Source organism: Olivibacter ginsenosidimutans, from assembly GCF_039542865.1.
GTDB lineage: Bacteria > Bacteroidota > Bacteroidia > Sphingobacteriales > Sphingobacteriaceae > Olivibacter > Olivibacter ginsenosidimutans.
The window spans coordinates 375,129-398,837 of sequence record NZ_BAABIQ010000044.1; the positions used below are offsets into that span (position 1 = coordinate 375,129).

27 protein-coding genes are annotated in these 23,709 nt (G+C 40.4%); 9 read left to right on the plus strand and 18 right to left on the minus strand.

What is annotated here, in order from left to right:
- Window positions 1–71 precede the first annotated feature (71 nt).
- Window positions 72–1,007 carry a toll/interleukin-1 receptor domain-containing protein gene (locus tag ABD930_RS21045; protein WP_345235122.1) on the plus strand — a complete coding sequence of 312 codons (936 nt, stop codon included), beginning with the start codon at window positions 72–74 and terminating at the stop codon, window positions 1,005–1,007.
- On the opposite strand, the gene ABD930_RS21050 is transcribed toward ABD930_RS21045, so the two are convergent.
- Genes ABD930_RS21050 through ABD930_RS21060 form a run of 3 tightly spaced genes read right to left on the minus strand, consistent with a single transcriptional unit; the run spans window position 949 to window position 2,237 of the window.
- A complete protein-coding gene (locus tag ABD930_RS21050; protein ID WP_345235124.1) occupies window positions 949–1,269 on the minus strand; it encodes an inner membrane CreD family protein in 321 nt (106 codons plus the stop codon). The genes ABD930_RS21045 and ABD930_RS21050 overlap by 59 nt on opposite strands.
- A gap of 51 nt (window positions 1,270–1,320) precedes the next feature.
- The gene (locus ABD930_RS21055; protein ID WP_345235126.1) at window positions 1,321–1,611 is read right to left on the minus strand and encodes a winged helix-turn-helix domain-containing protein; all 291 of its coding nucleotides are present in this window, start codon (window positions 1,609–1,611) and stop codon (window positions 1,321–1,323) included.
- A 14-nt stretch (window positions 1,612–1,625) separates the two neighbouring features.
- On the minus strand, window positions 1,626–2,237 hold the full coding sequence (locus tag ABD930_RS21060) for a hypothetical protein (protein ID WP_345235128.1): 612 nt from the start codon (window positions 2,235–2,237) through the stop codon (window positions 1,626–1,628).
- A gap of 121 nt (window positions 2,238–2,358) precedes the next feature.
- On the opposite strand from ABD930_RS21060, the gene ABD930_RS21065 reads away from it, so the two are divergent.
- Window positions 2,359–3,042 (plus strand): RluA family pseudouridine synthase, encoded by a 684-nt coding sequence (locus ABD930_RS21065; RefSeq protein WP_345235130.1) that lies wholly within the window; start codon window positions 2,359–2,361, stop codon window positions 3,040–3,042.
- A gap of 22 nt (window positions 3,043–3,064) precedes the next feature.
- Here the strand turns inward: ABD930_RS21065 and ppk2 are convergent, their stop codons facing one another.
- Window positions 3,065–3,886, minus strand: a complete 822-nt coding sequence (gene ppk2 / locus ABD930_RS21070) for a polyphosphate kinase 2 (RefSeq protein WP_345235132.1) — start codon at window positions 3,884–3,886, stop codon at window positions 3,065–3,067.
- 296 nt (window positions 3,887–4,182) lie between these two features.
- Between ppk2 and ABD930_RS21075 the strand changes: the two genes are divergently transcribed.
- Window positions 4,183–4,668, plus strand: coding sequence for a hypothetical protein (locus ABD930_RS21075; protein WP_345235134.1), 486 nt, complete (start codon window positions 4,183–4,185; stop codon window positions 4,666–4,668).
- A gap of 326 nt (window positions 4,669–4,994) precedes the next feature.
- Window positions 4,995–5,399: a putative signal transducing protein gene (locus ABD930_RS21080; protein ID WP_345235136.1), complete on the plus strand. Its 405-nt coding sequence runs from the start codon at window positions 4,995–4,997 to the stop codon at window positions 5,397–5,399.
- On the opposite strand, the gene ABD930_RS21085 is transcribed toward ABD930_RS21080, so the two are convergent.
- Complete coding sequence (locus tag ABD930_RS21085) at window positions 5,396–6,373, minus strand: helix-turn-helix transcriptional regulator (protein WP_345235138.1); 978 nt, start codon at window positions 6,371–6,373, stop codon at window positions 5,396–5,398. The genes ABD930_RS21080 and ABD930_RS21085 overlap by 4 nt on opposite strands.
- 287 nt (window positions 6,374–6,660) lie before the next feature.
- Here ABD930_RS21085 and ABD930_RS21090 point away from each other — a divergent pair, with 287 nt between their 5' ends.
- Both ABD930_RS21090 and ABD930_RS21095 read left to right on the plus strand, forming a co-directional pair.
- Window positions 6,661–8,412: an ABC transporter ATP-binding protein gene (locus ABD930_RS21090; RefSeq protein ID WP_345235140.1), complete on the plus strand. Its 1,752-nt coding sequence runs from the start codon at window positions 6,661–6,663 to the stop codon at window positions 8,410–8,412.
- Window positions 8,413–8,480: 68 nt separating this feature from the next.
- The gene (locus ABD930_RS21095) at window positions 8,481–10,226 is read left to right on the plus strand and encodes an ABC transporter ATP-binding protein (RefSeq protein ID WP_345235142.1); all 1,746 of its coding nucleotides are present in this window, start codon (window positions 8,481–8,483) and stop codon (window positions 10,224–10,226) included.
- 236 nt (window positions 10,227–10,462) lie between these two features.
- Here the strand turns inward: ABD930_RS21095 and ABD930_RS21100 are convergent, their stop codons facing one another.
- From ABD930_RS21100 to ABD930_RS21160, 13 genes are all read right to left on the minus strand, one after another.
- Window positions 10,463–10,852 (minus strand): hypothetical protein, encoded by a 390-nt coding sequence (locus ABD930_RS21100; RefSeq protein ID WP_345235144.1) that lies wholly within the window; start codon window positions 10,850–10,852, stop codon window positions 10,463–10,465.
- 4 nt (window positions 10,853–10,856) lie between these two features.
- A complete protein-coding gene (locus ABD930_RS21105; protein WP_345235146.1) occupies window positions 10,857–11,186 on the minus strand; it encodes a hypothetical protein in 330 nt (109 codons plus the stop codon).
- 60 nt (window positions 11,187–11,246) lie between these two features.
- Window positions 11,247–11,519: a transcriptional repressor gene (locus ABD930_RS21110; RefSeq protein ID WP_345235148.1), complete on the minus strand. Its 273-nt coding sequence runs from the start codon at window positions 11,517–11,519 to the stop codon at window positions 11,247–11,249.
- Entirely contained in the window at window positions 11,491–12,777 is a 1,287-nt protein-coding gene (locus ABD930_RS21115) for a PepSY-associated TM helix domain-containing protein (protein ID WP_345235150.1), read from the minus strand. The genes ABD930_RS21110 and ABD930_RS21115 overlap by 29 nt, the downstream gene beginning before the upstream one ends.
- Window positions 12,778–12,779: 2 nt before the next feature.
- Window positions 12,780–15,182: a TonB-dependent receptor gene (locus ABD930_RS21120; protein WP_345235152.1), complete on the minus strand. Its 2,403-nt coding sequence runs from the start codon at window positions 15,180–15,182 to the stop codon at window positions 12,780–12,782.
- A gap of 308 nt (window positions 15,183–15,490) precedes the next feature.
- Window positions 15,491–15,994, minus strand: a complete 504-nt coding sequence (locus ABD930_RS21125) for a FecR family protein (protein ID WP_345235155.1) — start codon at window positions 15,992–15,994, stop codon at window positions 15,491–15,493.
- Entirely contained in the window at window positions 15,904–16,449 is a 546-nt protein-coding gene (locus ABD930_RS21130) for a FecR family protein (RefSeq protein ID WP_345235157.1), read from the minus strand. Before ABD930_RS21130 ends, ABD930_RS21125 begins: the two co-directional genes overlap by 91 nt.
- A 54-nt stretch (window positions 16,450–16,503) precedes the next feature.
- Window positions 16,504–17,061, minus strand: coding sequence for an RNA polymerase sigma factor (locus ABD930_RS21135; protein WP_345235159.1), 558 nt, complete (start codon window positions 17,059–17,061; stop codon window positions 16,504–16,506).
- A gap of 562 nt (window positions 17,062–17,623) precedes the next feature.
- Window positions 17,624–18,850, minus strand: coding sequence for a Kelch repeat-containing protein (locus ABD930_RS21140; RefSeq protein WP_345235161.1), 1,227 nt, complete (start codon window positions 18,848–18,850; stop codon window positions 17,624–17,626).
- Window positions 18,851–18,910: 60 nt separating this feature from the next.
- A complete protein-coding gene (locus ABD930_RS21145) occupies window positions 18,911–19,888 on the minus strand; it encodes a TonB-dependent receptor plug domain-containing protein (protein WP_345235163.1) in 978 nt (325 codons plus the stop codon).
- Window positions 19,857–20,198, minus strand: coding sequence for an STN domain-containing protein (locus ABD930_RS21150; RefSeq protein WP_345235165.1), 342 nt, complete (start codon window positions 20,196–20,198; stop codon window positions 19,857–19,859). The genes ABD930_RS21145 and ABD930_RS21150 overlap by 32 nt, the downstream gene beginning before the upstream one ends.
- A gap of 13 nt (window positions 20,199–20,211) precedes the next feature.
- Window positions 20,212–21,123, minus strand: coding sequence for a FecR family protein (locus ABD930_RS21155; RefSeq protein ID WP_345235167.1), 912 nt, complete (start codon window positions 21,121–21,123; stop codon window positions 20,212–20,214).
- Window positions 21,124–21,370: 247 nt separating this feature from the next.
- Window positions 21,371–21,877, minus strand: coding sequence for an RNA polymerase sigma-70 factor (locus tag ABD930_RS21160; RefSeq protein WP_345235169.1), 507 nt, complete (start codon window positions 21,875–21,877; stop codon window positions 21,371–21,373).
- 228 nt (window positions 21,878–22,105) lie between these two features.
- Between ABD930_RS21160 and ABD930_RS21930 the strand changes: the two genes are divergently transcribed.
- From ABD930_RS21930 to ABD930_RS21170, 3 genes are all read left to right on the plus strand, one after another.
- Window positions 22,106–22,231 (plus strand): phosphosulfolactate synthase, encoded by a 126-nt coding sequence (locus ABD930_RS21930; RefSeq protein WP_425571153.1) that lies wholly within the window; start codon window positions 22,106–22,108, stop codon window positions 22,229–22,231.
- Window positions 22,232–22,379: 148 nt separating this feature from the next.
- On the plus strand, window positions 22,380–22,913 hold the full coding sequence (locus ABD930_RS21165) for an RNA polymerase sigma-70 factor (protein ID WP_345235171.1): 534 nt from the start codon (window positions 22,380–22,382) through the stop codon (window positions 22,911–22,913).
- A 214-nt stretch (window positions 22,914–23,127) separates the two neighbouring features.
- Complete coding sequence (locus ABD930_RS21170) at window positions 23,128–23,685, plus strand: hypothetical protein (RefSeq protein WP_345235173.1); 558 nt, start codon at window positions 23,128–23,130, stop codon at window positions 23,683–23,685.
- Window positions 23,686–23,709: the final 24 nt, after the last annotated feature.

Here is a 23,709-nt window from a genome sequence, read left to right on the forward strand (position 1 = left end):
CATTTATTAACCATAACGTTTATCCGTATATAAACCAAAACAGGCAAGGCAAAAAGCCTATCTATACTATTATGAACGATCAGTCTGCTAGCTTTGAAAAACGATATAAAGCTTTTATCAGTTATAGTCACAGCGATAATCGAGAAGACGGTAGGAAATGGGCTGATTGGCTTCATCACCAATTAGAAACCTACGAGGTTCCAGAAGAGCTAGTAGGCCAAAAAAATCAATTAGGCGAACCCATTCCAGCCCAAATTTTCCCTGTTTTCCAAGATGAAAAAGAATTGGCGGCGAGCTCAGATCTGAATAGCTCCTTAAAGGAAGCCCTTAACCACGCAGAATTCTTAGTCTATTTAAGTTCTCCACAATCCGCCCGATCACCCTATGTCAGGGAAGAACTACGTTATTTTAAGCAAATTGGAAAATCTAAAAAGATTATCGCGCTCATCATAAAGGGTGAGCCCATATACGATGATAACTTTTCAGAACAGCAATGTTTTCCAGAAGAACTTCGGTACGCCGTAGATGCTGACGGTCAGGTGATAAAAGATAAGCCAGAAGAAGTGCTAGCTGCAGATGTACGGATACCACATACCCAAGATGAAGGCTTTACATCCATTGAAGCCTATCGCCATTCGCTGGAAACAAAGGGGGTATCCCGAAAGCAGCTAAAAAACAGCATAGAAGACTATAAAAACCGATTAGATCTAGCCGTATTGAAGATCGTATCCGGCATTTTGCATGTACCACTAGGCGAGTTTACCAAACGGGATAAAGCCTATCAATTGGAAAAAATAAAGCGTAAACACCGCCAGACCAAGCGTATTGCTATTGCCATTACCATATTAGCTGTCATTGCTATCATTACAGGAATATTTGCCGTGCAACAGAAAAATTTCGCTTTGAAAAATTTAGCGCGTTCCTTATATAATTCAGGCATTAACAAGCTTACAGAAAGCGAATTTGGTGATGGTGCAGCCTATATCGCTGAGGCCACAAGGCAGTAAGTCCTTGTGCATCTCGTTCCCGTCTCACCGTTTTGTAAGGAATAACCAAAACCGGCCCAGCGACATATTGTATTCCTGCCCAGCTTTGTGCAATTTCTTTCATCACCTCCTCTTGCCTTCCCTGACGTTCGTAAATGAGATCATTTACCCATGAAGAAGGGATGAGCAATAATAAACTAAGCAGGGCAACCATACCCAATTTAGCCACAATCGACTGTCTAAACCAATTGAATAATCCATTTTTTTCTTGTTGATTTTCCATTTTTCTATTTTTAAAAGTACTTTGTGTTACAAAGTTAAAGGGTAAAAAAAATTATTTTTGTTGTTTAATTAACTTTTCCAATGCTTCCAGATGCCCTTTAAAGGCCCTTATTCCTTGTTTTGTTGCTTCATAACGGGTATTGGGTTTGCGACCAACAAAACTTTTATTTACGGCAATATATCCCTCCTTTTCTAATGCCTTAAGGTGAGAAGCGAGGTTACCATCTGTTACCTCCAGTAACTCCTTGAGCGATGTGAAATCATAGCTTTCATTCGCGACCAATATGCTCATGATCTGTAAACGAATTCGACTTTCAAACGCTTTATTAAATTGCTCTAACACTATTTTGAGTTATCCTATTTATAATACATGATTAATCCATACACAATATGGAGCACACCAAATCCGGCCGACCAAAACAAGAGTCCATAACCAGGCATCCAGGCAGCTAAAAGGCCTAAAGCTATTTCTGAAAGACCTAGCCACCGGATATCTTTAAAGGTATAATGACTGCCCGAAACCAGTGCTAAACCATAGAAAATCAAACATGCAGGTGCGATAATTCCAAAATACCCGCGATACAAGAATATTAGGATAAGCAATCCGCCGGTTAATAGCGGTATTCCTGCATAAATCAACAAACCTTTACTGGCGGCATTCCAAATGGGCTGCTTTTTTTGCTTGGCTTTTTTGGTACTCAGGATAATTGCCGTGCCTATAGAACAGAAAAGCACCACTAAAGCGATTAGACTCAGTTTAACAATAACCGTCTGATCATTGACATAATATTGGCGATACATCAGGTGTGTACCCGCTTGATAAACCATTCGATAACCGCAATATGCACCAATCAAGGCATATATTCCAGCCAGCACACCAGACAAACCATGGAGAGAGATAAATTTGGCAGAACGCTCCATTAAGCTACGGATAGAACTTAACTCGGCTAATGCTTCATGTTCTTTCATATAAAAGTACTTTGAGTTACAAAGTTAATACACTTTTGGAAAATAACAAAATCCGATCAACTATTCTTAAAAATACCAAGCAATTTGGCTAAGTTTGTACCCCAAAGCGATATATTCGATTATGCCCATAGCGATAAGCGATACTATTATTTATGAAGATGACCATTTAATTGCCATTAATAAACCGGCTGGATACTTAGCAGAAACAACCAAGAAGAAAGGTGAAAAGACTTTAGTAGACCTCATTAGCAATTATTTAAGTGTACAGACGGGTAAACCAGTAAATGGGCATGCCGTACATCGGCTTGATCGACGCGTCAGCGGAATATTATTATTTTCTAAAACGCAGGAAGCATTGGATGGCATGATTGCGCTTTTTAAACAAAGGAAAGTACAAAAAACATATTGGGCTATTGTACACGAAAAACCGGAGCCATCAGAGGCTGTATTGATACATTGGTTAACACGTGATAAAGTAAACAACATCACCTTTACGCACCAAGAGGTAGTTGAAAACAGCAAAAAAGCGGAATTATCTTATCGTATTATCGCCCAAGCAAATGATTATTATTTAATAGAAGTCAATCCGCGTACGGGGCGTACCCATCAAATTAGGGCGCAATTAGCAGCAATAGGTTGCCCAATTGTAGGGGATTATAAATACGGTTATCCACGGGAGACCCCCAGAAAAGCCATTGCACTTCATGCCAAACGATTGGTATTTGAACACCCCATTAGCCATGAAAAAATCGATTTATCTATACCTAAGCCCAATGCACAACTTTGGAATAGTTTCGATCGTTGATAGATGATCACAGTTAAAAAAATCACGTTCTTTTTTTCACAACGGCTTTATCATTTTGCAGCGGATGCTGACATTGATAATTCCCGCTATGCAATAACACATATTTCATGACCTCCAAACGTGCTACCTTTTTATCATCCGTCACAATTTCTATCCAAGGTGATTTTTTGGTAGCTGTCTCCTCGAATAATTGATCAATATAGTATGCGTAATCATCCCATTTCTCTTGTGCATGCATATCCAAATCACCTATTTTCCATTGTTTCATTGGATCAGCTTTTCGCTCTTCTAAACGTTCTTGTTGTTCCTGCTTCGAGATCGTCAAAAAGAATTTAATCAATAAGATACCATCATCTACCAACAGCTTCTCGAAACGGGTAACTTCCCGTATAAATTGTCGGTATTGTTCTTTTGTACAGAAATCAAAAACCGGTTCTACCAAGGCACGGTTATACCAGCTGCGATCAAACAATACCATTTCACCTTCTCTTGGCAATTCTTTAATATACCGCTGAAAATACCATTGCGCTTGTTCTTCTGCATTGGGTTTGGGCAAGGCTACTACACGGTACTTTTTGGGGTTAAGCTTAGCGATCAGCCTACTGATCGTACCGCCTTTGCCTGCAGCATCCCTTCCTTCAAAAATCAGTAGCAGTCGTTGTTTATTGGTCGCTACATACTGTTGTAATCGCAATAATTCAAACTGCAGGGTGTTCAGCTCCCGTTCATAAGCCAGCTGTTTCTTAAACTTTCCCTCTTTTATAATATTTTTTTCAACCAACAAATCGAGCAGCTCCCCGCTTTTGCTGATTTTTTCAAGATCTCTTAGGTCAAATTCGGACATAGACTAATGATATGATTGCTGGCTTAACAATAGAAAGGCTAAAAAGGTTTTTATATTTAAATGTTATTATTTTCCTATATGCTGGTATCGATCCAAACAGATACATTCAACTGAATTTATATAGATGTTAACTTGCTTTCCATATAATTTTTATAGAACTTAGCACTGTTTTTAACACCGTCATGAATACTACTAAACACACCGCATATCCTAGAAGATTATAGGCTATAAAATCACTGTTAGCTATCTCTTTTCTTTTATTTCAACGAGACCTATTACGTTAATTTTTCTGGTTTATGCAATCAGTACGATTCTTTAAAACGATTTGCTTCGAATTACTTTTAATCCTGCTTGCTTTCGCATGCAAAAAGAAGAATATTTCCAATAACCAAACTATTATTGGAACATGGAAAAGCACCCAAACCATAACCGAGGTGTATGAAGATGGTCAGCTAAGCGGAACATACCTGCTGCCATCCGATCAAAGAAATTTCAGCAAATTAACCTTTGATAGTCTTGGCCATTTTAAATCGTCAGGACAATATGCGACAACAGTAGGCGATTCGCTCGTTATCGTAACCTTAAGCCCCCAAAGAGGAAGCTATCGTCTTACTGCAGATCAGCTAATCACAAGCTTGGAAAATATGGACAAAGAGGCCACCTTAACCATCACCTTTAAAAATAACGATCAGTTAATCTTAACCACTAAAACCATAACAGGGCTAACTGAGAAAACACCAAAACAATTTATCGCGATTACTACCTATACCAAAGAACCATAGCCATATTTCCTTGTATTATTCCTATCTTTACCCCCTCCTAGTCCTTGTTTATTACGAACGTATTACCAAAGATTTTACTAATTCCATACACCATTTATATTGATTTTACTTTTAGAAGTAATATAATCGTCTTTTGGTCGTCATTTGTTAGTGTAAAAGACTATGGAAAGACGGCAAAAAGACAATCAATAGCAAAAGAAAAGAAGATTTTTATTAGACTTAGTGAGGAGTTTGGTAAGAAGAAAGGGATAAGCAGGATTCTACCAGGTAATAAGCTAGTTCCTCATTTTTTCTTATCTTTATTCCAGTAATAACCTTCAACAAGCATGGATTTCATAACCCTTAAAGTATTTGACAACCCGATAGAGGCACATTTACTCAAGTCTAAACTGGAAAGTGAGGGTATACCGTGCTTCCTTCAGGATGAAAACATTGTAGCCTTAAATCCATTATACAATTATGCCGTAGGCGGCATCAAGCTTAATATCCCACGCGCAGATGTAGCATTAGCACAACAAATTTTAAGGGAAATCGATGATCATCCCAATTTAGATGAAAAAGAAGCAATTATAGCGTGTCCTCAATGCGGTTCAACCCATTTATATACCAATTTTAAATCCATGAAAGGTGCCAAGGGTATACTTTCGGCAATCATATCCTTCTTTATGGCCGTCTTTCCAATCTATTACAAAAATGTATATAAATGCAAGGACTGCGGGGCAGAGTTTTAGTTTTTTAGTTTTCCAGGTGACATTCCAAACTTTTTCTTGAACGCTGTACTGAAATGTTGCACCGTTGCATAGCCGCTTTCCTCAACAATTGTCTTTATGGGTAAATCGGATTGCAGCAATTTCTCCTTTGCCCGATTTAGTCGATAATCCCTTAAAAAACCATGGATGGAATTATTGAATAGCTCTTTAAAACCCTTCTTTAACTTAAATTCATTAATACCAGCAATTTTTGCGAGTTCAGGGATTGTTGGTGGTTTGGCAGTATGCTCGACTAAATAATCTCTCGCTTGGCAAATGCATTCCCGGTCATAAGCGGATTTCAAACTGCTTTTTTGCACATATTTTTTGATAGATTCAGCCTGCCTAACCAATAACTCTACACATTTAGATTGTAAGAATAATAATTTTAAACTACCACTATAGGGGCAGTACATGATATCATGTAAACATTGTTCCATTTCCAAATCAATGGGCATGTTCTGTTCAAAAAGTTCAGTATACTTATTCTGTGCAATTTTATCGGCAAATTTAGCCAGTAAACCTCCACAATCTTGCACTAAGTGCAAAAAGTATTTCCTTGTAAAATGGATTTCAATGAACCGATAAGGGCTTTCTGTATCGAATTTACCACCGCCATCTAGCGCTGAAGTGTACAGGATATTGTGGACCATAGGACGAACGATATGGGTCTGCTGCGTCAGCTGATTATATACTTGGCCTCTTCCTAATAAACAAAAATTAAGCTCGACCATATCTGATCGGTCGCTAGATCTAAAGTTGAGTTGTCGTTCTTTAAACAATAGGTCTCCGTAAACAATAAACGTTTCGGGCAATGCGAGTTGTACCACTTCTGCATCCCCAAAAGGGAAACTGTATTTTTCCCTACGCTCAACAACCAATGGCAGTGTAGGCATATCCAGTCCGTTTCCCATCTCAATCGATTCTCCAATATGATTACTGATGCACATTCCCATAAATAAAACGATTATGATATCAACAAAAGTAACATATTATAAATTAACCTGAATTCGGTTATTCTTTATGCACTCAGAAATTCAATAGCAAACCTAGGCAAGGTGCCTTTGCGAAGATTTAAAAATCCCGTTAACGTAAAAATTGCTCCTGATGGCGTAAATCATTTTATAGGATAAACAGGACTTTTGTATGCTATGGAGAATAGGCGATGCGATCATATTGCCCGTAAAAAATGGTATACAGATTATAAATTATCAAAAAAAACATAAAAATGAGTCAAGCTAGCATGAAAACAACACAACCTAAAAATGGCATAACCCGTTTACTGGAAATTGCTGGAAGAAAGAAACACCTACTAACGCTTTCCGCTCTACTGGCTATCATTTATTCCTTACTTTCACTAATTCCCTACATCCTTGTCTACCACATTATACAGGAGATGACAGGCAATATCGTTCATGTTTCCCAAATCACCAGTTATCTTATTCAGGCTGCCTTGGCTATGCTTTTGGCCAATGGCTTATTATATGCCTCTGGCATGTCTTCCCATATTGCCGCCTTTACGATTTTATATGAACTGCGTGTACAGATGGCCGAAAAGCTCGCCAAATTGCCCCTTGGTTTTATTAACAACACCAATTCAGGTACGCTGAAAAAAATTATGGCTGATGACATCGAACGGCTGGAGAACTTCATTGCCCATAGCATTCCCGATATCGTAAAAGGCATTGCCCTCCCCTTTTGTTCGTTAATTTATCTATTTACCATTGATTGGCGATTGGCACTGGCCAGCTGCTTACCCATGGTTTTTCTAGCTTTGGTTATACCCCGCATGTTCAATAAGGATCGTCGGGAATTGCTGACACAATATCATCAGTCGATTGAAGAGATGAATGCGGGTATTATCGAATTTGTTCGGGCAATGCCTGTGATTAAGATCTTTGGGCATACCGCCCAAAGCTTTGATCGGTATACATCCAAGGTAGAAGGCTTTCACGAAATGGTCAATCGATGGATTAAAACCTCATCTGCGCCCTATGCCGTATTTATCAGTTTCATCAGTAATGCTACACTTCCTGTATTAGCTTTAGGCCTGTATTTATACTTTTCTACTGGTATCAGCCTATCTGTATTTATCCTCTTTCTGATTTTGGGTGTCGGGTATATTCGGCCTTTATTTTCCTTGTCCAGCCTGGGTTCTCAACTATCGGTCATTGATCATGGCGTTAAGCGATTGGATGAAGTTTTATTTAGCAAGGAACAAGAGACGTTTGGTGAAGCGGAATTAACGACTGATTTCAGCATTGCGTTTGATCATGTTGCTTTTAGCTATGACCAGCAGCACCTAGTTTTACGCCAGGTTAGTTTTGATGTGCCTCAAGGAAGTATCACCGCTTTAGTTGGTCCTTCCGGATCGGGAAAATCTACTTTAGCTCAATTGGTTGCGCGCTTTTGGGATGTAACACAAGGTGAGATCCGAATAGGTGGTCAGCCCATTCAAAGCATCAAACCCGAAGCACTCATGCATCAGATTTCTTTTGTCTTTCAAGACAGTTTTCTCTTTCAGCAAAGTATCTATGAAAACATTCGTATGGGCATGGATAAAACAGAGATGGAGCTTATTGCAGCGGCTAAAGCGGCCCAATGCCATGACTTCATTATGCGTTTACCACAAGGTTACCAAACCCGCTGGGGAGCGGATGGCATACATTTAAGCGGAGGTGAACAACAGCGTATCCAATTGGCGAGGGCAATTTTAAAGGACGCGCCGATTCTCATTCTGGATGAAGCAACCGCTTTCAGCGATCCGGAAAATGAGCAACTCATTCAACAGGCATTTAGCCAATTAATTCAGCGAAAAACCGTGCTGGTTATTGCGCATCGGCTGAGTACCATTACAGACAGTGATCAAATCGTTGTCTTGGATAAAGGAAGCGTGGTAGGCCATGGCCAACATCAGGAATTGCTGAAAAGCTGCCCCTTATACCAGACTATGTGGGATGCCCATATGCAGGCGAAGACTTTTGCCCTTACTTAAACCCAGCATCTCACCTTAGGAATTTGGATTAAACAGACTATTTTTCAAACAATTTCAATAAAATAATAATGATTAAAAATTTGTTATATGTACTGAATTTAAAGCGTAAAGAAACGTATAAAGCCATTTTATGGGAGTTGGTCCATGCTATCTTCCTAGCGGCACCTATTGGTTTCCTATTGCTTATTCTTCAAGATCTGTTTTTGCCAGCGCCACATCCGGCTAAACTATGGACGTATGTAGGCCTCATGATTGGCTTGCTTGTACTGCAACTATTTGTTGCTGTACGCAGCGTTATCGCCAGTAATGGCATGACCTATGCCGTATCCACTGATCTTCGCATCCGTTTAGGCAACCAGCTACAGCGCTTGTCTATGGGCACCTTTAAACAACGTGATCCCGGCGATCTTGCTGCTGTTCTGTTACAAGATGTTGCAAATTTTGAGCTCATTTTCGGACATACAGTTGGCAATATAACGGCAGCATTGTTTAGCATGTTGGTGCTTTCCGGTTTCTTATTTATAACCGACTGGCGTTTGGCTATCGTTTTACTAGCTGCGCTTCCCCTTGTTTGGCTCATGGTACGCCTGGCCGCGCATTTGTTAACCAAACAAGGTAAAAAGCATGTAGCTGCCCGTAATGCTACCAGCGCCCGCTTTCTGGAATATGTTTCTGGCATCCGAACGATCAAATCTTTTGGCATGACCGGCAAACGCTTTTCCAGTTTAGAAAAAGCTTTGAACGACTTTCGTCGAGCCAGCATCCGTACAGAAGCTATTCCTGGTCCTTTTGTATTATTGGCTACAGTGGTACTCGAAGTATGTTTTTTACTGATGTTGTGGTTGGGGATCCATTTCTTTGCCCAGGGTACCCTAGCTATTCCTGTATTGATTGCTTTTCTACTTATGGGATACCGGCTATATGACCCTATTAAAATCATGTTAGTCGATTTTGCTTTATTGCGGTACATGAATATCAGTTTAGGACGCGTGTTGGAATTGCTACAAACACCCAGGCAAGGAGCAGGCAAAAACCTACAACCTTCTCATTATGACATTTGTTTTCATGACGTCAGCTTTGGTTACCACCCGGAAAGAAAGGTCTTGGATAAAGTATCTTTTCAAATTCCCGAACATCGCATGACCGCGTTAGTAGGTCCGTCCGGATCCGGCAAAACAACAATTACTTCTTTAATTGCTCGCTTTTGGGATGTTGATGAAGGGAGGATTGAAATTGGAGGAATAGCTATTCAGGATATGAAACCTACCACCGTTTATAGCTTAATCAGTGAGGTGTTTCAGGAGGTATACCTCTTTGACGATACCATTTACAACAATATTAAATACGGTAAACCAGAGGCGACAGAAGCGGAAATCATTGCAGCGGCTGAGCGCGCCTGTGTACTTGATTTCGCTTGGGAAATGCCCGGCGGTCTACATAGCGCTGTTGGCGAAAATGGCAACAAGCTTTCTGGTGGGCAAAAGCAACGAATTAGTATTGCACGCGCATTACTTAAAGATGCGCCAATTGTGCTATTGGATGAAGCAACGGCATCGCTCGATCCAGAAAACGAAATCTATATTCAACAAGCTATACAGGAGTTAGTAAAAGATAAGACCGTCATCGTGATTGCCCATAAGCTAGCCACCGTACGCAAAGCCGATCAATTACTAGTCTTACAAGAAGGACAGATAGTAGAACGAGGCTCACATGGTGAATTAATGGCACTAGGTGGCTTATACCGGCGTCTTTATGATATCCAACAACAAGCTGGTGGTTGGAAGCTAGGAAAGAAAGCTCTACCAGAGCCTTAAGTTATGCTTTCACGTCATTCAACAATAAATTATTATCTTCGTTATCAAATATTTATCTTATAAAAGACGAGAAACTTTACGTTTATTCACTTAAAGGACATTACGAGTAACCAACAAACTGTTTGTTTTTTTATTTACTCACCGGCCCGGAAAGGAATTCCAGCCGGTAAGTGAAGTTCTTTTACTTGTTAACCTAAAATTTTAGGGTGAAATTGGCCATTAAAATTCAAGCTGGATTATTTACCCACCTCAAAACTATAGGTAGAACCTTGCCAGAAAGCCTCATATTTATTGCCTTTATATTCCCCAGGTGTTTTTTCATAATTCGTTACTTCAATCACATAAAGGCCAGGCCAGGCCGGTACAAAGCTAACGGTACCATCGGCGGCGGTATTCAACCCTTGCGACCAGCCTTTGGGTGAAAGGATTGATACATAAGCATCCGCTTTTGAAGCACCCTTTTGAATTACTTTTAAGCTTACCGGTTGATTTACCTTCCATTTCGTCGCATTAATCGGAAACACCTTGAGCTCCACTTGCTCTAGCGCTTGTTCCAATGTTTTTTCTGGTTTGCCTACCGAAACAGTGGCACTTGCTAAAAATTCAAATTGCGTGGTGCCGTTCAAGTCTTTAGTTTTGTGGGCAACGGATAACGCATAAACACCATCTTTCTCCGGGGGTGAAGGAAGCCTGCAGAAAACTGGTTCGGGCTTCGGTGGATAGTTTTTCTTTTTGTCCATCCGGCTTGATTAACCAAAGTTCCAGCGAGGCCAGGTCAGAATTCCATTTAGCGATTTCATCCCGCTCCCCTTCTGCATATTCGCCAAAGAAAAGCTTGACCGTTTGTAGTTGTCCGGTTTTTCCTGTCTGTGCCGTTTCAATCCACAATGCATGGGCAGATAACTGATAGATGTTTAAGGTAATGAGGGCTAGCAATAATAACGCTTTTAGTGTTTTCATTTTTTTGATGATTTAAGGTGTAAATAAATTTGTTTATACTAGGATATGCTCATGCAGTTTCTATGTTTGTTCCAAAACATAACCCACCTTATTGGAGTTCGGTAGCTGTTGCTTTTTTAATAAACCCAACGCTGTTAACCTCCTTAAGGTGACGTAAATAGTAGGATAGCCTACTGGTTGACCTTCATTGTACAATCCCATGAAAAGATCTTCTCCTGTAAGAAGCTCTTGTGTTTGGGTAAAGAAAACAAGTACAATTGTTTCGGTTTTTGTCAACTTCCGCCCCTTGATCTTGGCTGCCTCTTCAAGCATGTTTGCTGTTTCTGTCTTCATCTGTACTTTTTATGGTAGTCATAACTGAATACCTTTTGAATGGACTAGATTCTCGTGCTACATCATTCATTTGTGCATTCGTCTCAGGCAGATGGCGCTTATATTTTGCTCTTTTTTTCTTCTTACCCCATTTTCGATTATACCAGATCAGAAAGCCGGTAATGGGAAGGCTCGCTGTTATAAATGAAATAAAGAACCACAATATTTTTGTGGGAAGCCCCCAAAATGAACCGACGTGGAGATCATAATTCATCCGGTCGCCTTTTTGAGCAAAATTGGCCGTGGAATACCTACTCTTGCTGTAAACACCGCCTCCTTGCAGTTCCTTGCCTGTGTTTTTATCAAAATAGTAAATCTCCTGACGGTAAAGCGTTCCGGGAGAACGGTTCATGTTGACAAACCATGTGTCTTTAGCCGTCTTCGGAATGCCGATATAGAGCGACCCTTTTCCGCTAAGGGAATCGATCCAAAATCGCTTCCAAAGCTGATCTTCTATGTTATGCTGAGCTGTTTCTGTATAGGTCGTGTCTGAGAAAACCGGGTCAAATTTCATGGGTTTGCCCCCGGCGGAAGCGACCCAGTACAGCGAAGCAGAGACCCACTGGAAGCTATAAACCAAACCGGTAATAGCAATCATGAGTGCAATGGTTAAGGTATAAAAACTCAGCACGTTGTGCAGGTCATAATTGAGTCGCTTAAATTTGGCTTTCCATTTTACCGTGAAGCTTTTCTCCACGTTCTGCTTTTTCAGATTCTTCGGCCACCATAATATTAAGCCAGTTAGTAGTTCGATGGCAAAAATAAGGATGCCGTAACTGACTATTGGTCTGCCGATTTTAAAGGGAAGCCATAAGTTCAGGTGCCCATCCAGTGCCCATCCAAAGAAATCAAACTTATCCGGGTCTCCTTTTTTCCAGTGCTTGGTTTTCACGAGGTGACCGTCATAAGGATTAAGAAAAACTTCAAAACGCTCATTTTCTCCAAAAAATGGAATCCAGCAGGCTTTTCCCGTTTCATAACGAATGGTATTGGGTTGTTGACCTTTATTATATTTTTTGGCTTCGTTTATTAAGATGGAAGGAGCTAAATAAGGTTTCTCCGACTGTTGTTTTAGCACTAAATCCCGTTCCGTAGTTAACTTGATGAGCTCATCCCGAAACACATAAAAGCATCCGGTAATGCCCACGATAAAGACTACGATGCCTGACAATAGGCCGAGCCATAGATGAATTTGTCCGTTTAGTTTTTTCCACTTCATGTTTATTTTTCCCTACTTGAGTTTACATCGTCATTCTCTACAGTTTTATGTTGCAGCTGTCTTCCGTTCTGCCCGAATTTCCATCCCAGCGTAAGCTTAAAGCTTTGGTTGTAATAATGGGTATTAAACGTGGAGGCATAACCGGAAGCCCGAAATACATCGATACGGGAGGTATAGGATGAAAAAGGATTCGAGGTGATGAACGTCAGCGTTAGATTTTGTTTGGGTAGTTCTTTCTTCGCCGAAAAACTATAATAGAACCAATGGCTTTCATGCCCTTGCAAGGTTATTGCCCGGGAATCATAATCGCCAAATGCCTGGAAGCTATAGTGGTTTCCAGCGGAATAGTTGAGGTTCATGTTAAGACCCCATGCCCACCCCTGACTGGCAATATCCAGCGCTCCACTGCGGAAGCGTCGGTAACCGGTGTTGGCATTAGCGCTGAGGCTCCATTTTTCGGAAACCGGCCAAGTAGTGGAGAAGTTCATTCCATATTGTTTGCTGGCACCTAAGTTCTGCTTAGTTGTCGTTGAAACGCCGGATACAGGATCGATGTGTACGACATCTTCTATGGAGTTATCCATTTGGCTCCAAAAAAGCGAACCAAACAGGAAAACGCCCGAAGGAGTATTGGCACTATAAGAAAGCTCGGTTTGGTGGCTGGCCTGCGGACGGAGATCCGGATTTCCTACTACGAGGTTATTGGCATCCCGTGCGTCAATATTCGGATTGAGATCGATGATGGAAGGCCGGGAGATCCGCTGTGTGTAGCTTGCAGCCAGGGTACCATTATTGTTCCATTTTTTTTCAAATGTCGCGCTGGGTACCCAGTTGGTATAGTCGTTTTTAAATGGTGCGGCTACCGAACGAAATCGGCCTTCAATGAACGTTTTTTCCAGTCGCATACCGCCGATGGCAAACCATCCCGCACGTAAATCGAGTTTTGCTTGCAGATAAGCAGCTAAGACATTCTGGCTATAGTCAAATTGGTCGGTGCGCGAAGGCTGGGGAAGTAGCTGATTGGGATCATCCTCACTAGCCAAAGTACTGTAGCCACTAACAACATCTCTAAAGATTGATTTTATACCCAGTTCCAATTCACTTTTGTTGGTGCTGCTCAACGGATGGCTGTAGTCGGATTGTAGGGTCCACTCCACGGTCTGCATATGATTCAGATTCTGCTCTTGGTATATGATATTGCCTTCTTTATTGCGGTGCCACGTATCGTAATCATAATCGTCTTTTAGGTTATTGACATATTGAACAATAGCGAAAAACTCCTGACGAGGCCTACGGAACCGTTTGGTGTAACTCGAGTTGAGTTCAAATCCTGCATTGGGTGCCCTACGGGTATGGACTTCCTGCTGATAATAGGAACTAGTACCGTTTAGCATATTGGTGTTGTCCTGCAGCGTGTTAACCGGCCAGTTGCCCAACCATCCCGCGGCGGAGAAATTGATCAGCGTACTGGTATCGGCCTGATAGTCGACACTCAGGTCGAGCGCACCATGTGGTTTAACATTATTCCCGGTATTGAACTGGCTCAAGCTGCTTCCCGTTTCACCGGCAGCATCAGGAAGCCGGTCTAGCTGACGCTCTTCTTTGATCTGCAACCGATGCAAGTGAGCATAGGTATTTATATTCCATTTTCCCGAAGAGAAGTCCGCCCTTGGATTCAATACCTGTTCCCAGTTTCCACCGGTGAGAGCCAAGGCACCGCCAAAGGATTGGCTGTTCTTTTTGGTGATAATATTGATGACACCGGCAGCGCCTTCGGCGTCGTATTTGGCATTCGGACTGGTAACAATCTCCACAGACTGGATGATATCTGACGGAATCATGTTCAGAGCATCGGCCGGGCTACGAGCAACCTGCCCATTATATTTGCCGTTGATCAGAATGCGGATGTTACCATTGCCACGCATAGTCAAGTTTCCATCGGCATCGACATTTAGCGCAGGGGCTTTGCGCAATACATCTGCAGCCGATCCGCCCGTATTGGAAGGATCATTTTCTGCGTGGTAGATCAGCATACCCGGTTGTTGTTCCACCAATTTTTTGCGGGCAGTGACCGTTACTTCTCCCAATAAGTTTACATCAGGAGACATTGCAATTATCGGAAGCACTGCTGTAGGTCCATTTTTTGAAATCACAAAAGGGACTGCCTTGGAGCGATATCCCACAAAGGAGCTTTCCAACTGATACTTTCCCGGAAGTAGGTTTGGAATATGATAATAGCCCTGTTCATCGGTATAAACAGAGGCCACTACTGGTTGATTTGGTTTATCCATGGTATTCACGTTGATCGAAACATAACCTAGGGGTTCATTGCTGAGTGAATCGGTTACCTGACCCTGTATGTTGTAGCGTATCACACCTTCTTGCGCCCATGATAAATTTACCATTAGCAGGCTGCATAAAAAAAGGAAATACCGTTTATATAAAAATAGCGTGTTATTCATTATTCGTGATTCTCTTAATGTATAGGAAGGGAGCAAACAGCAAAAAAAGTACTAAAGGCCGTAAGGTTAGGGCAGGGAGATTTAAATAACCGCCCTGACGATTAATTTTCATACTTTTGAATTGATTTAGCTAAATGAATTGTTCGCGCAATGATGATGTTAAATCGTTTGCTGGACATGTTGGTAGCATGTCCGGCTTTTTACCATCATATTATTTGGGTTTTCCTCGAATATGCATCATGTTTGTACTGTTAATAGATAATAATTTGATGTTGTTCCTGACGAAAATGCAAGTCTGTACTCAGTTCAATCAATTCCAAAACACGTTTTAAGGGTTCTGCTTTAAACTGCGCGGTGAAGAGCATGTCATCATGAAACTTCTTTTGCCCGACAAATTGCACCCCGTAATAATTACTCAATGTATGAAGGACCTCCTTCATCGGTGTTTCTTCAAATCGTAATATACCGTTTCTCCAAGCAGTTGTCCTTTGTAAATCTACCTGCATTATGGAAAGCACTTTTTCTTCCTTAATGTTATAAATAAGTTGTTCTCCTCGGTGCAAAACCTCTTGCTGTCCGTTGGCCTCTAAGACAATTTTCCCACTTTCCAAGGTGAGTGTCATTGTGTTTTGATTGCGTTGCTGCCGAACGTTAAAACGGGTGCCTAACACGTGCACCTGTGTATGCTGTAGATCCAGCATAAAGGGGCGCGTCGGATCACGAGCGATATCAAAAAAAGCTTCTCCATGCTCCATCGAATACGTCGGATCTTCTTTCCAAACTTTTCCGGGTAGATCAGAATGGTTCCAGCATTCAGTTCTGCTATACTACCATCGGATAAATGAATAACCGATTTTTTGCCATAGGGAGCATGGAAAGTAATTTGTTTGACGTTTGAAAAATCTTGTAGTGTAGTGGAAAGATGCCTGAACACAAATAGAAGGGTAAGGATTAAGCAAGCCGCCAAGGGCCATGTTAAGATACGGATTGCTCTCCCCTTACTGCTAAATTTCTGAGCATGTTGTGCCTGTGGTTTAACTCGCTCCCATATTAGCTGTTTGATTCGTTCCCGTTCCTGAGTGGTGCAAGAGGTATCCATGGGAGAAAAACCCGCCTCTTGCTTTAGCCATGCAGATACTTGCTGCTCTTGAATTCTGGAACACTTCCCCTTAAAATAACGTTCCAGCAGATCGGGATCTATGTGTTGCATATTATACTATAGTACCCTAACGTTAGCGCAATGCTAGTAGAAAAATGAAAAACTTTAACTTTTTCTTAATTTTTCACGAAGCATGCGCAGCATTGCCGAAATGTGATATTGAACTGTTTTAACAGATATTCCCCGTTGTAGCGCAATTTCTTGATAAGAAAGCTCTAAATCGCGACTCATTATAAAGATGGTTTTGCCCGGTTCCGGCAAGCTTTCAATGTATCTTTCTGCATCATCCGAGAATTGTTTATATTCCATTAATTCCTCTGGATTGTAATTTGGACCAATAGATAGTAGTTGTCGCGACTGGATTACCACTGTCTTTTGCTTTCTGTTCACTTGTTGACGAACATAATGGAAGCACTGGAAGCGAGCCATTCCTGCCAAGTAATGTTGAAGGTTGTTGACTGGTCCAAGTGTAGTTCTTTTTTCCCACAAACTGGCAAAAACCGTTTGGGTGAGGTCTCTTGCGCCCTCTTCATCTCTTGTATAATAGAAACAAAAGGAATAAAGCGGTTCCCAATACCATTCAAAAAGTTGCTGAAAAGCTTTCTCATCGCCGCTTATCAATCGACTTTTTAGCTGTTTTTCCCGTGCTTTTATGGCTGGCATGACCTTGCAAAGGTATCACTATTTAGAACAAATCCAAATAATACACTCCTTAAATTCGCTGTATTTATTTCAAAGAACGTATATTTATTGTTTCCTCATTTACGATGATATCAGATTAAGTCAATTTCTTTTTTCAGTGCGATTTTTAGAATCGGTACGTCGTACTGAAGATAAATTGACGCAATGGTTACAGCACATAATTGTTAATAACATAATAGCGTTTATTAAAAACATTATTGACTTTGGCATGGATACGAAATTTGGAGTGTTATAGACCTGAATTCGGTTATTATCTTCTGCTCAGAACGCCTTGAAATGGGATCATTAATTCAGCCTAGAAAATACTACGTTTATTAAGGCAAATAATAACCCGTGCTTATTCACGATTCTTATTTTGCCGAAACGTTAACCGGAACGGCTCGGGTGCTTTACTTACCTTACGCTATACTTAAAAGCCTATATCGATCGCATTTTCCCATTTGAGTCCCATTGAAGACCAATACAAGTCCCATTCAAGCTAGCATCCAGCACCCAAGCCAACTCCAAGCTTGTTGGTTACGAATTATTCTCCTTCTACTTTGTGAAATAATGCTCCTGCATATACGCCACCATTTAACTCAAGACCTTTTGTCAATCGATCCGTTGCAGGGTCGTACTCGTATATGGCGCTCGTAGAACCGCTGGCAAAAAAATACAATTTATTGTTCTCAACTAATGCATTGTCATAACTTGCAAACTCCCAATCGTTTTGAGGAAGTTTATCACCAAGATCTTTAACTGTTTTTGCATTAAGATCCAATAATAAATACGTGTTGTATTCTCCATGTCCTGCTATGAAAGCTTTACCATTTCCTAAATAAACAGCTGTATATATGGCAAAAGAAAAACTTTTATACTGATCCGATTGTATTGCCTCAAGGAAATAGGAAGGATCCGGTAGGTATTCTCCTTTATTGATGCGTATTACACCATTTTTTGAAGAGTCATTGATATAATTAGCAGTAACTAAATAAATATTCCCATTTTCGTCTTCAAAATTCACATTCGACATATACTCATTTCCAGCATCTTGTTTTATAGTTACATTTTTCATAGATGGATAGTCCATTTCCGCATAATAATTTACATCTGCGACACCATGTATATCTGGGTAGGCACTAGTGCTATAGGAGTATCCGACAACGGCTTTATTTCCGGTCACGTTAAAAAAGAAAATATTGAATTCGGGTGTTAATGCCGCATTTGTAGAAGGATCACGAGGCGTAGGCCCGGAATAGTAAGGAATATCCAATTTGCCACTGGCAGTTGCTATCATATTATCTGCATCAACAATTACATAAGAAGCAGCCTTGTCTTTAGCACCTACAAAAACCATCGTATGATCATCTACCCAATATGGCTTATCTGGCGAAAAATAGGTAAATACCATACCTGATACTTTGGTAAACTGATTGGTTGTTTTATCTATTTTATACTTGTTTAACTGATTGTCTTGATAAAAATAATAATATCCTTTATGATAGTAAGTAGCAGCATAGGGTATAGTACCTGTGAGCTCCCAGCCATAATTGACGGGACTAATAGATCCGCTTGTCAGGGTATCAAACGGCAATAGATACCTCCCTTGCGCCACATTCGTGCTGTTAGCATAAGCTATTATTCTATACCCTAAATTTGGGGATGTTTCTTCGACATCCGAATCGTGATCCTTACTGCAGGATGAAAAAGATAATACAGCGGAGATGCTTAATAAAAGCAATACGCATGTTGCTATTTTGTTTGTTTTCATTTGTTATGGTTTTATTTAAAAGTGATGATTTCGTATTTGTTTTGAATTTCTATTGTTAGATCATTGCATAATGAAATAGCGTAACTTGACCTGAAACGATCTGCCTGGTTTTTGCAAGCGGAAATTGTCGTAAGCGAGCGCGTTGGTCAGGTTGAATGATTCGAAAGAGACGTTATACTTTCCGTTCTCCCAACTGTATGTAACAGCTGGGCTGTGTACCCATTGGGTTGGAATAATATTTTTGGTATCCTTCGCTCCGAGTGACGACCAACTCAAATAAAACCAATGGGTATATTGCGTATGCCAGTTAAATTCAATTCTTGATTTCTCACCCAGCAAATTATCCTTACCGATGCCGAAATCCAGGTTACCATACATCCAAGGCATATTGGGTATGCGTGCCTTGTAGGTAATGCTTACCAGTCCTAAAGCCTCGTCTGCATATTGGTTATTATCCACTGCATTCTGATAGCTGAAGTTGGCTGTTAGGTGAAATAACTGGCCATATGTATAACTGGCTTCCGCATCAAATCCTTTGATCTGGACTTTACCTATATTTTTATACTGTACAAACCTGGCGCTAACTGGCGTACTGTAAATAAAATCTTTCGCATTGCGCAAGTAAAAATTGCTTTCCAGATTTACACGATGTTTTCCTGTCGTCCATTCCCCAAAAAAACCCGCATTATAGTTATCACTGTTTTCTGGCGATAACTTTGCATTAGCCGCAACAGATACTCCATCCCCAAAAAGTTCGTCCAGCATAGGTAAGCGGAATCCCCTCTCATAAGAAACCTTTATACCCGAATTTTTCGCAAAAAGATAACGCGCATTAGCTGCGTAGCTTTTGTAACCATGGAAGTCTGCCGAACGTTTGCCGGGAATATTCCGATAAATCGTTTCTCCCTGATCGTTGATGGCAGGTGACAGCGAATCTTGAACTTGGGCAATATGTAAACCGTAATATTTTGCCATCAACGTTGCCACCAGTTTATCGTTTAAAAAACTACCCTGATTGGTTCCCTTGTTTAATTCCATGGATATAAAGCTGATCATTCTCTTCCCTAAAATTTAACGTATAACCGTTAAACAGGTCTCGAAGCACAAATGAAAGGTCTTTATTTTGATAACTTTTACTTACCTTTCTATCCGTTTTCAATAGCTGATTGCTATAAACAAAACTACAATTAGCCTGAATTTCAAGCAATTTCAAGGCTTCTGATAACCGAACCTGCTCCAGTTTTATAGTAATCTTCTGAGTTAATATTTTCTGATTTTGGGCCTTGAGCCCAGACATAGAACATAGCATCCCTGCCAGTAGGCAGAGCTTAAAAATATACTTCGGCATTGTTTGTTTTCTTCTAAAAAATAGTCAGTGTATGATCTTTATATCGGTAATGGATACCTGCACTGAACGATAAGCTTCGCATAATATGGTCCAGTTTTGCTTCCTTATATCGACCAGTCACTGTAAGCGACTGTAACTCTTTTTTACTGAACTCCACTTGGATACCAAAATGGCGTTCCAGCTCCTGAGCGACTTCAACCAAAGGAGTTTCATTAAATACCACGCCATTATCTTTCCAAGCAATGACTTCATCAACCGGGACGTTCTTTTCAGAAAGTACTCCTAGATACTTTAAACTTGCTTGTCTGCCCGCTGTTAACACTACCATTTGCTTTCGATTTGTTCTCCCAAAACGTACTCTTCCTTGTTCTACGGTCAAGATCACTTGCTCTTCATTTTTATACGCCCTTAGGTCAAAGCGGGTGCCAAGTACCTCTGTGAAACTGGAATCGGTTTGCACGATAAAGCCTTTCTTCTTGTCTTCCACAATGTCGAAATAACCTTCGCCACTTAAAATGACCCTCCGTTCGGTTCTAGCAAAACGCTCCGGATAAGAAAGTATGCTTCCTCCTTTAAGGTGTACGGAAGAACCGTCGGGTAAGGTTATATGGACTTGTTGACCATTTTCTGCTTTAACCGTTTTAATATTTGTTCGGTCGGATAGCACATACCACCACGTCAGGCCTATAAGTAAAAAGCAGGCCGCTGCTGTTGAAAGATAAGCAAGTCGGAATGTGGTCCGTTTTTTACTTGGTTTCGTTAGCAAGGACAGTTCATTCCACACCGCAGCAAGTTTTTGATCTTCTCCAGGAGCTTTGAGCATATCTCCTACTGACGATGCTAACCAACGTTCTATTTTCTCTTCCTCTTCAGGAGAAGCTTCTCCATTGGCATATCGCGCAAATTCTTCTTCTGTTATATTCACGCTATAATAGTCACCTAAGACGAGTGTTTTGACAGACAGTCTTTAATTTTTTTTAAGGTAGTGCTATAACCTTGACGTCATCGTGAGAAGCTACAACGAAGCAATCTTAAAATCCTAGTAAGAAAAACAGATTGCTTCACCTTCGTTCCTCGGGTTCGCAATGACGGCATCATTTTTTGTATTGGTCATAATGGTCTATAATTACCTTTTTTAATTTTCGGTTAATGGCGCCGTTATCTTCTCTGGATCAATATTGAAGATGTTTACGGAGGAAATTTTTGGCTTTAGCCAAGTGTTGCCTAACGGCGCTTTCAGATATTTGAAGACTGCTGGCAATTTCTTGGTTTTCCAAGCCATTGTCGTGGTGCAAGTGGTAAATTTTTCGGCATCGCTCTGGTAATTTCTCAAGAAGCTCGTTGACTTCTTGCTTTAGAGAGCGGAACACTAGAATTTCTTCAGTACTATGATCAGAGTCGTCATAGTTTAGCATATCGTGCATGATGGATTGGCGTCTTTGTTTATCCCGATAATAATTGATAATTTTTAATTTAATGGCTCTCGTTAAATAAAATTCGGGTTTATCCAATATAAGTTGTCCTCGTTTTTCCCATAAGGAAATAAAAACGTCGTGAACCATATTGGCCGCGTCATCCTCATTTTTTAATTCATAGAAGGCAATACGGTAAAGTTTGCCAGCATAACTCGCATAAAGTCCTTCAAACGTCTTTCTGTTGATATGAACCTGATTTTCCACAATACACGATATCCCCTTTTGTAAAAAAGAACTTTGCAAATATATGCTTAATTAGAATTATTCCAAATTATTCACAATAACTACGCGAATCAGCCATGTATATTCAATGAAAACTGTAAATGTTATGTCAAAATTAAAAACACTTCCCTTCCCGTCAAGTTTATTAATGAATTGGGACTTGAGCATGTGATGTTTGAAGCGGCAGATCCGGCAGTGTATAAATGGTAAATTAAAAATTACGGTCCAGAAGTGAATGTGTTTGCCGACCATAGTCAACTTGTCCAGCTGGAATGCTACCGGCAGGGCATCTGGGGGACTAATGATATATGGGGACGCATAGTCACCTATAAATAATACTTATCAACAGCAATGCTATCAATCAGATCGGTGCAGTAATATGCTGGCCGATCTTTTCATCTTGCCCAAAAACTATAAACAAAAAGCAAAGTATATTATTTTGAATTAATCTAAATAGACTTATATTTGCGATGAATAATCAACAATGTCCAGTACGTCTGAAGGCAATATCATCAATGAACAGGTGTTTGAGCAGCTGTACCGTAACTATTGGCAAAAAGTATTTGGAACGTGTCTATATTTTATCCGGGATGAAGAAGTAGCTGCTGAACTCGTTCAAGAGATCTTCAAGTCCTTATGGGAAAGGCGGGCAAATTTCCAAATAAATGGGCCGATGGAGCATTATCTTGTCCGTTCGGCTAAGCTAAAAGTGCTGGAATACCTCCGTACAGAAACGAGAAGGACAAGTCATCTTAATCATTTTTCTATTACGCAAGAGCAGAAGGCTTCCACCACAGATCGTTATATCGAGAGCCGTGAGTTAAACCAACAGGTACAACTACTAATCGGACAATTATCCCCACAGTGCAGAACCATTTATTATTATAGTCGCGAACAGGGATTAAGCAATAAAGAAATCGCCGAGAAACTCCAGATATCGGTAAAAACCGTTGAATACCACATCAGCAAAGCCCTTCATTTTTTGCGGGAACACCTTACCCGTGAATATAGTCTTTAAGCCAAAACGCCACACAATCAATCCCCCTTCTCTCTTTCTTGAATTTAGCATGACACTATTTCGCAGTCAACAGGAAAATTGGTGGTACAATCCGAATTTTTGGAATTGATGCCTCTTTTTCGGGCTTATACCTTTGTCGCAGAAATTATACAGAGAAGAAATGAAAGCACAAGAACAAATGAACAATTTTTACCCCTTAAATCTTTTAAATATCATGAAAACAATAAGCAAAATAACTTCTATTATCGTCACTATTTTAGCCATTTTTACTTACACAGCCAATGCCCAAGAAGACCGTGGCGGTTTCCGTTTAAGTGTTGGTCCCGAAGTTGGACTACCAATAGGAAATTTTGGTGATTTTTACGATTGGAATTTAGGTGGATCTATCCAAGGAGAGCTGCCGATTCTAAACAATGACCTCTATGTAACGTTGAATGCTGGTTTTAATAATTTCTTTGCAAAAGATATTAAAGGAGTTTCTGGTGAAGATTTGCAATTGATACCTGTTAAAGCCGGATTAAAATATTTCGTTGTAAATAACTTTTATGTACAAGGTGAAGCTGGAGCTTCTTTTGTTACCAATAAAGACGATGTAGGCGCAACGAAGTCAGCAGCTTTTATATACGCCCCTCAAATAGGTTATTTATTTCCTTTGGGAGGTAAAAATTACCTTGATGCAGGTGTGCGATTTGAAGGAAATTCTAAGTTTGTTGACGGCGGAAGCAGCAATAACTTTTTCGGATTGCGCATCGCCTATAGCTTTGGTTTATAATCCAAAATATCCTTCCCAACAATT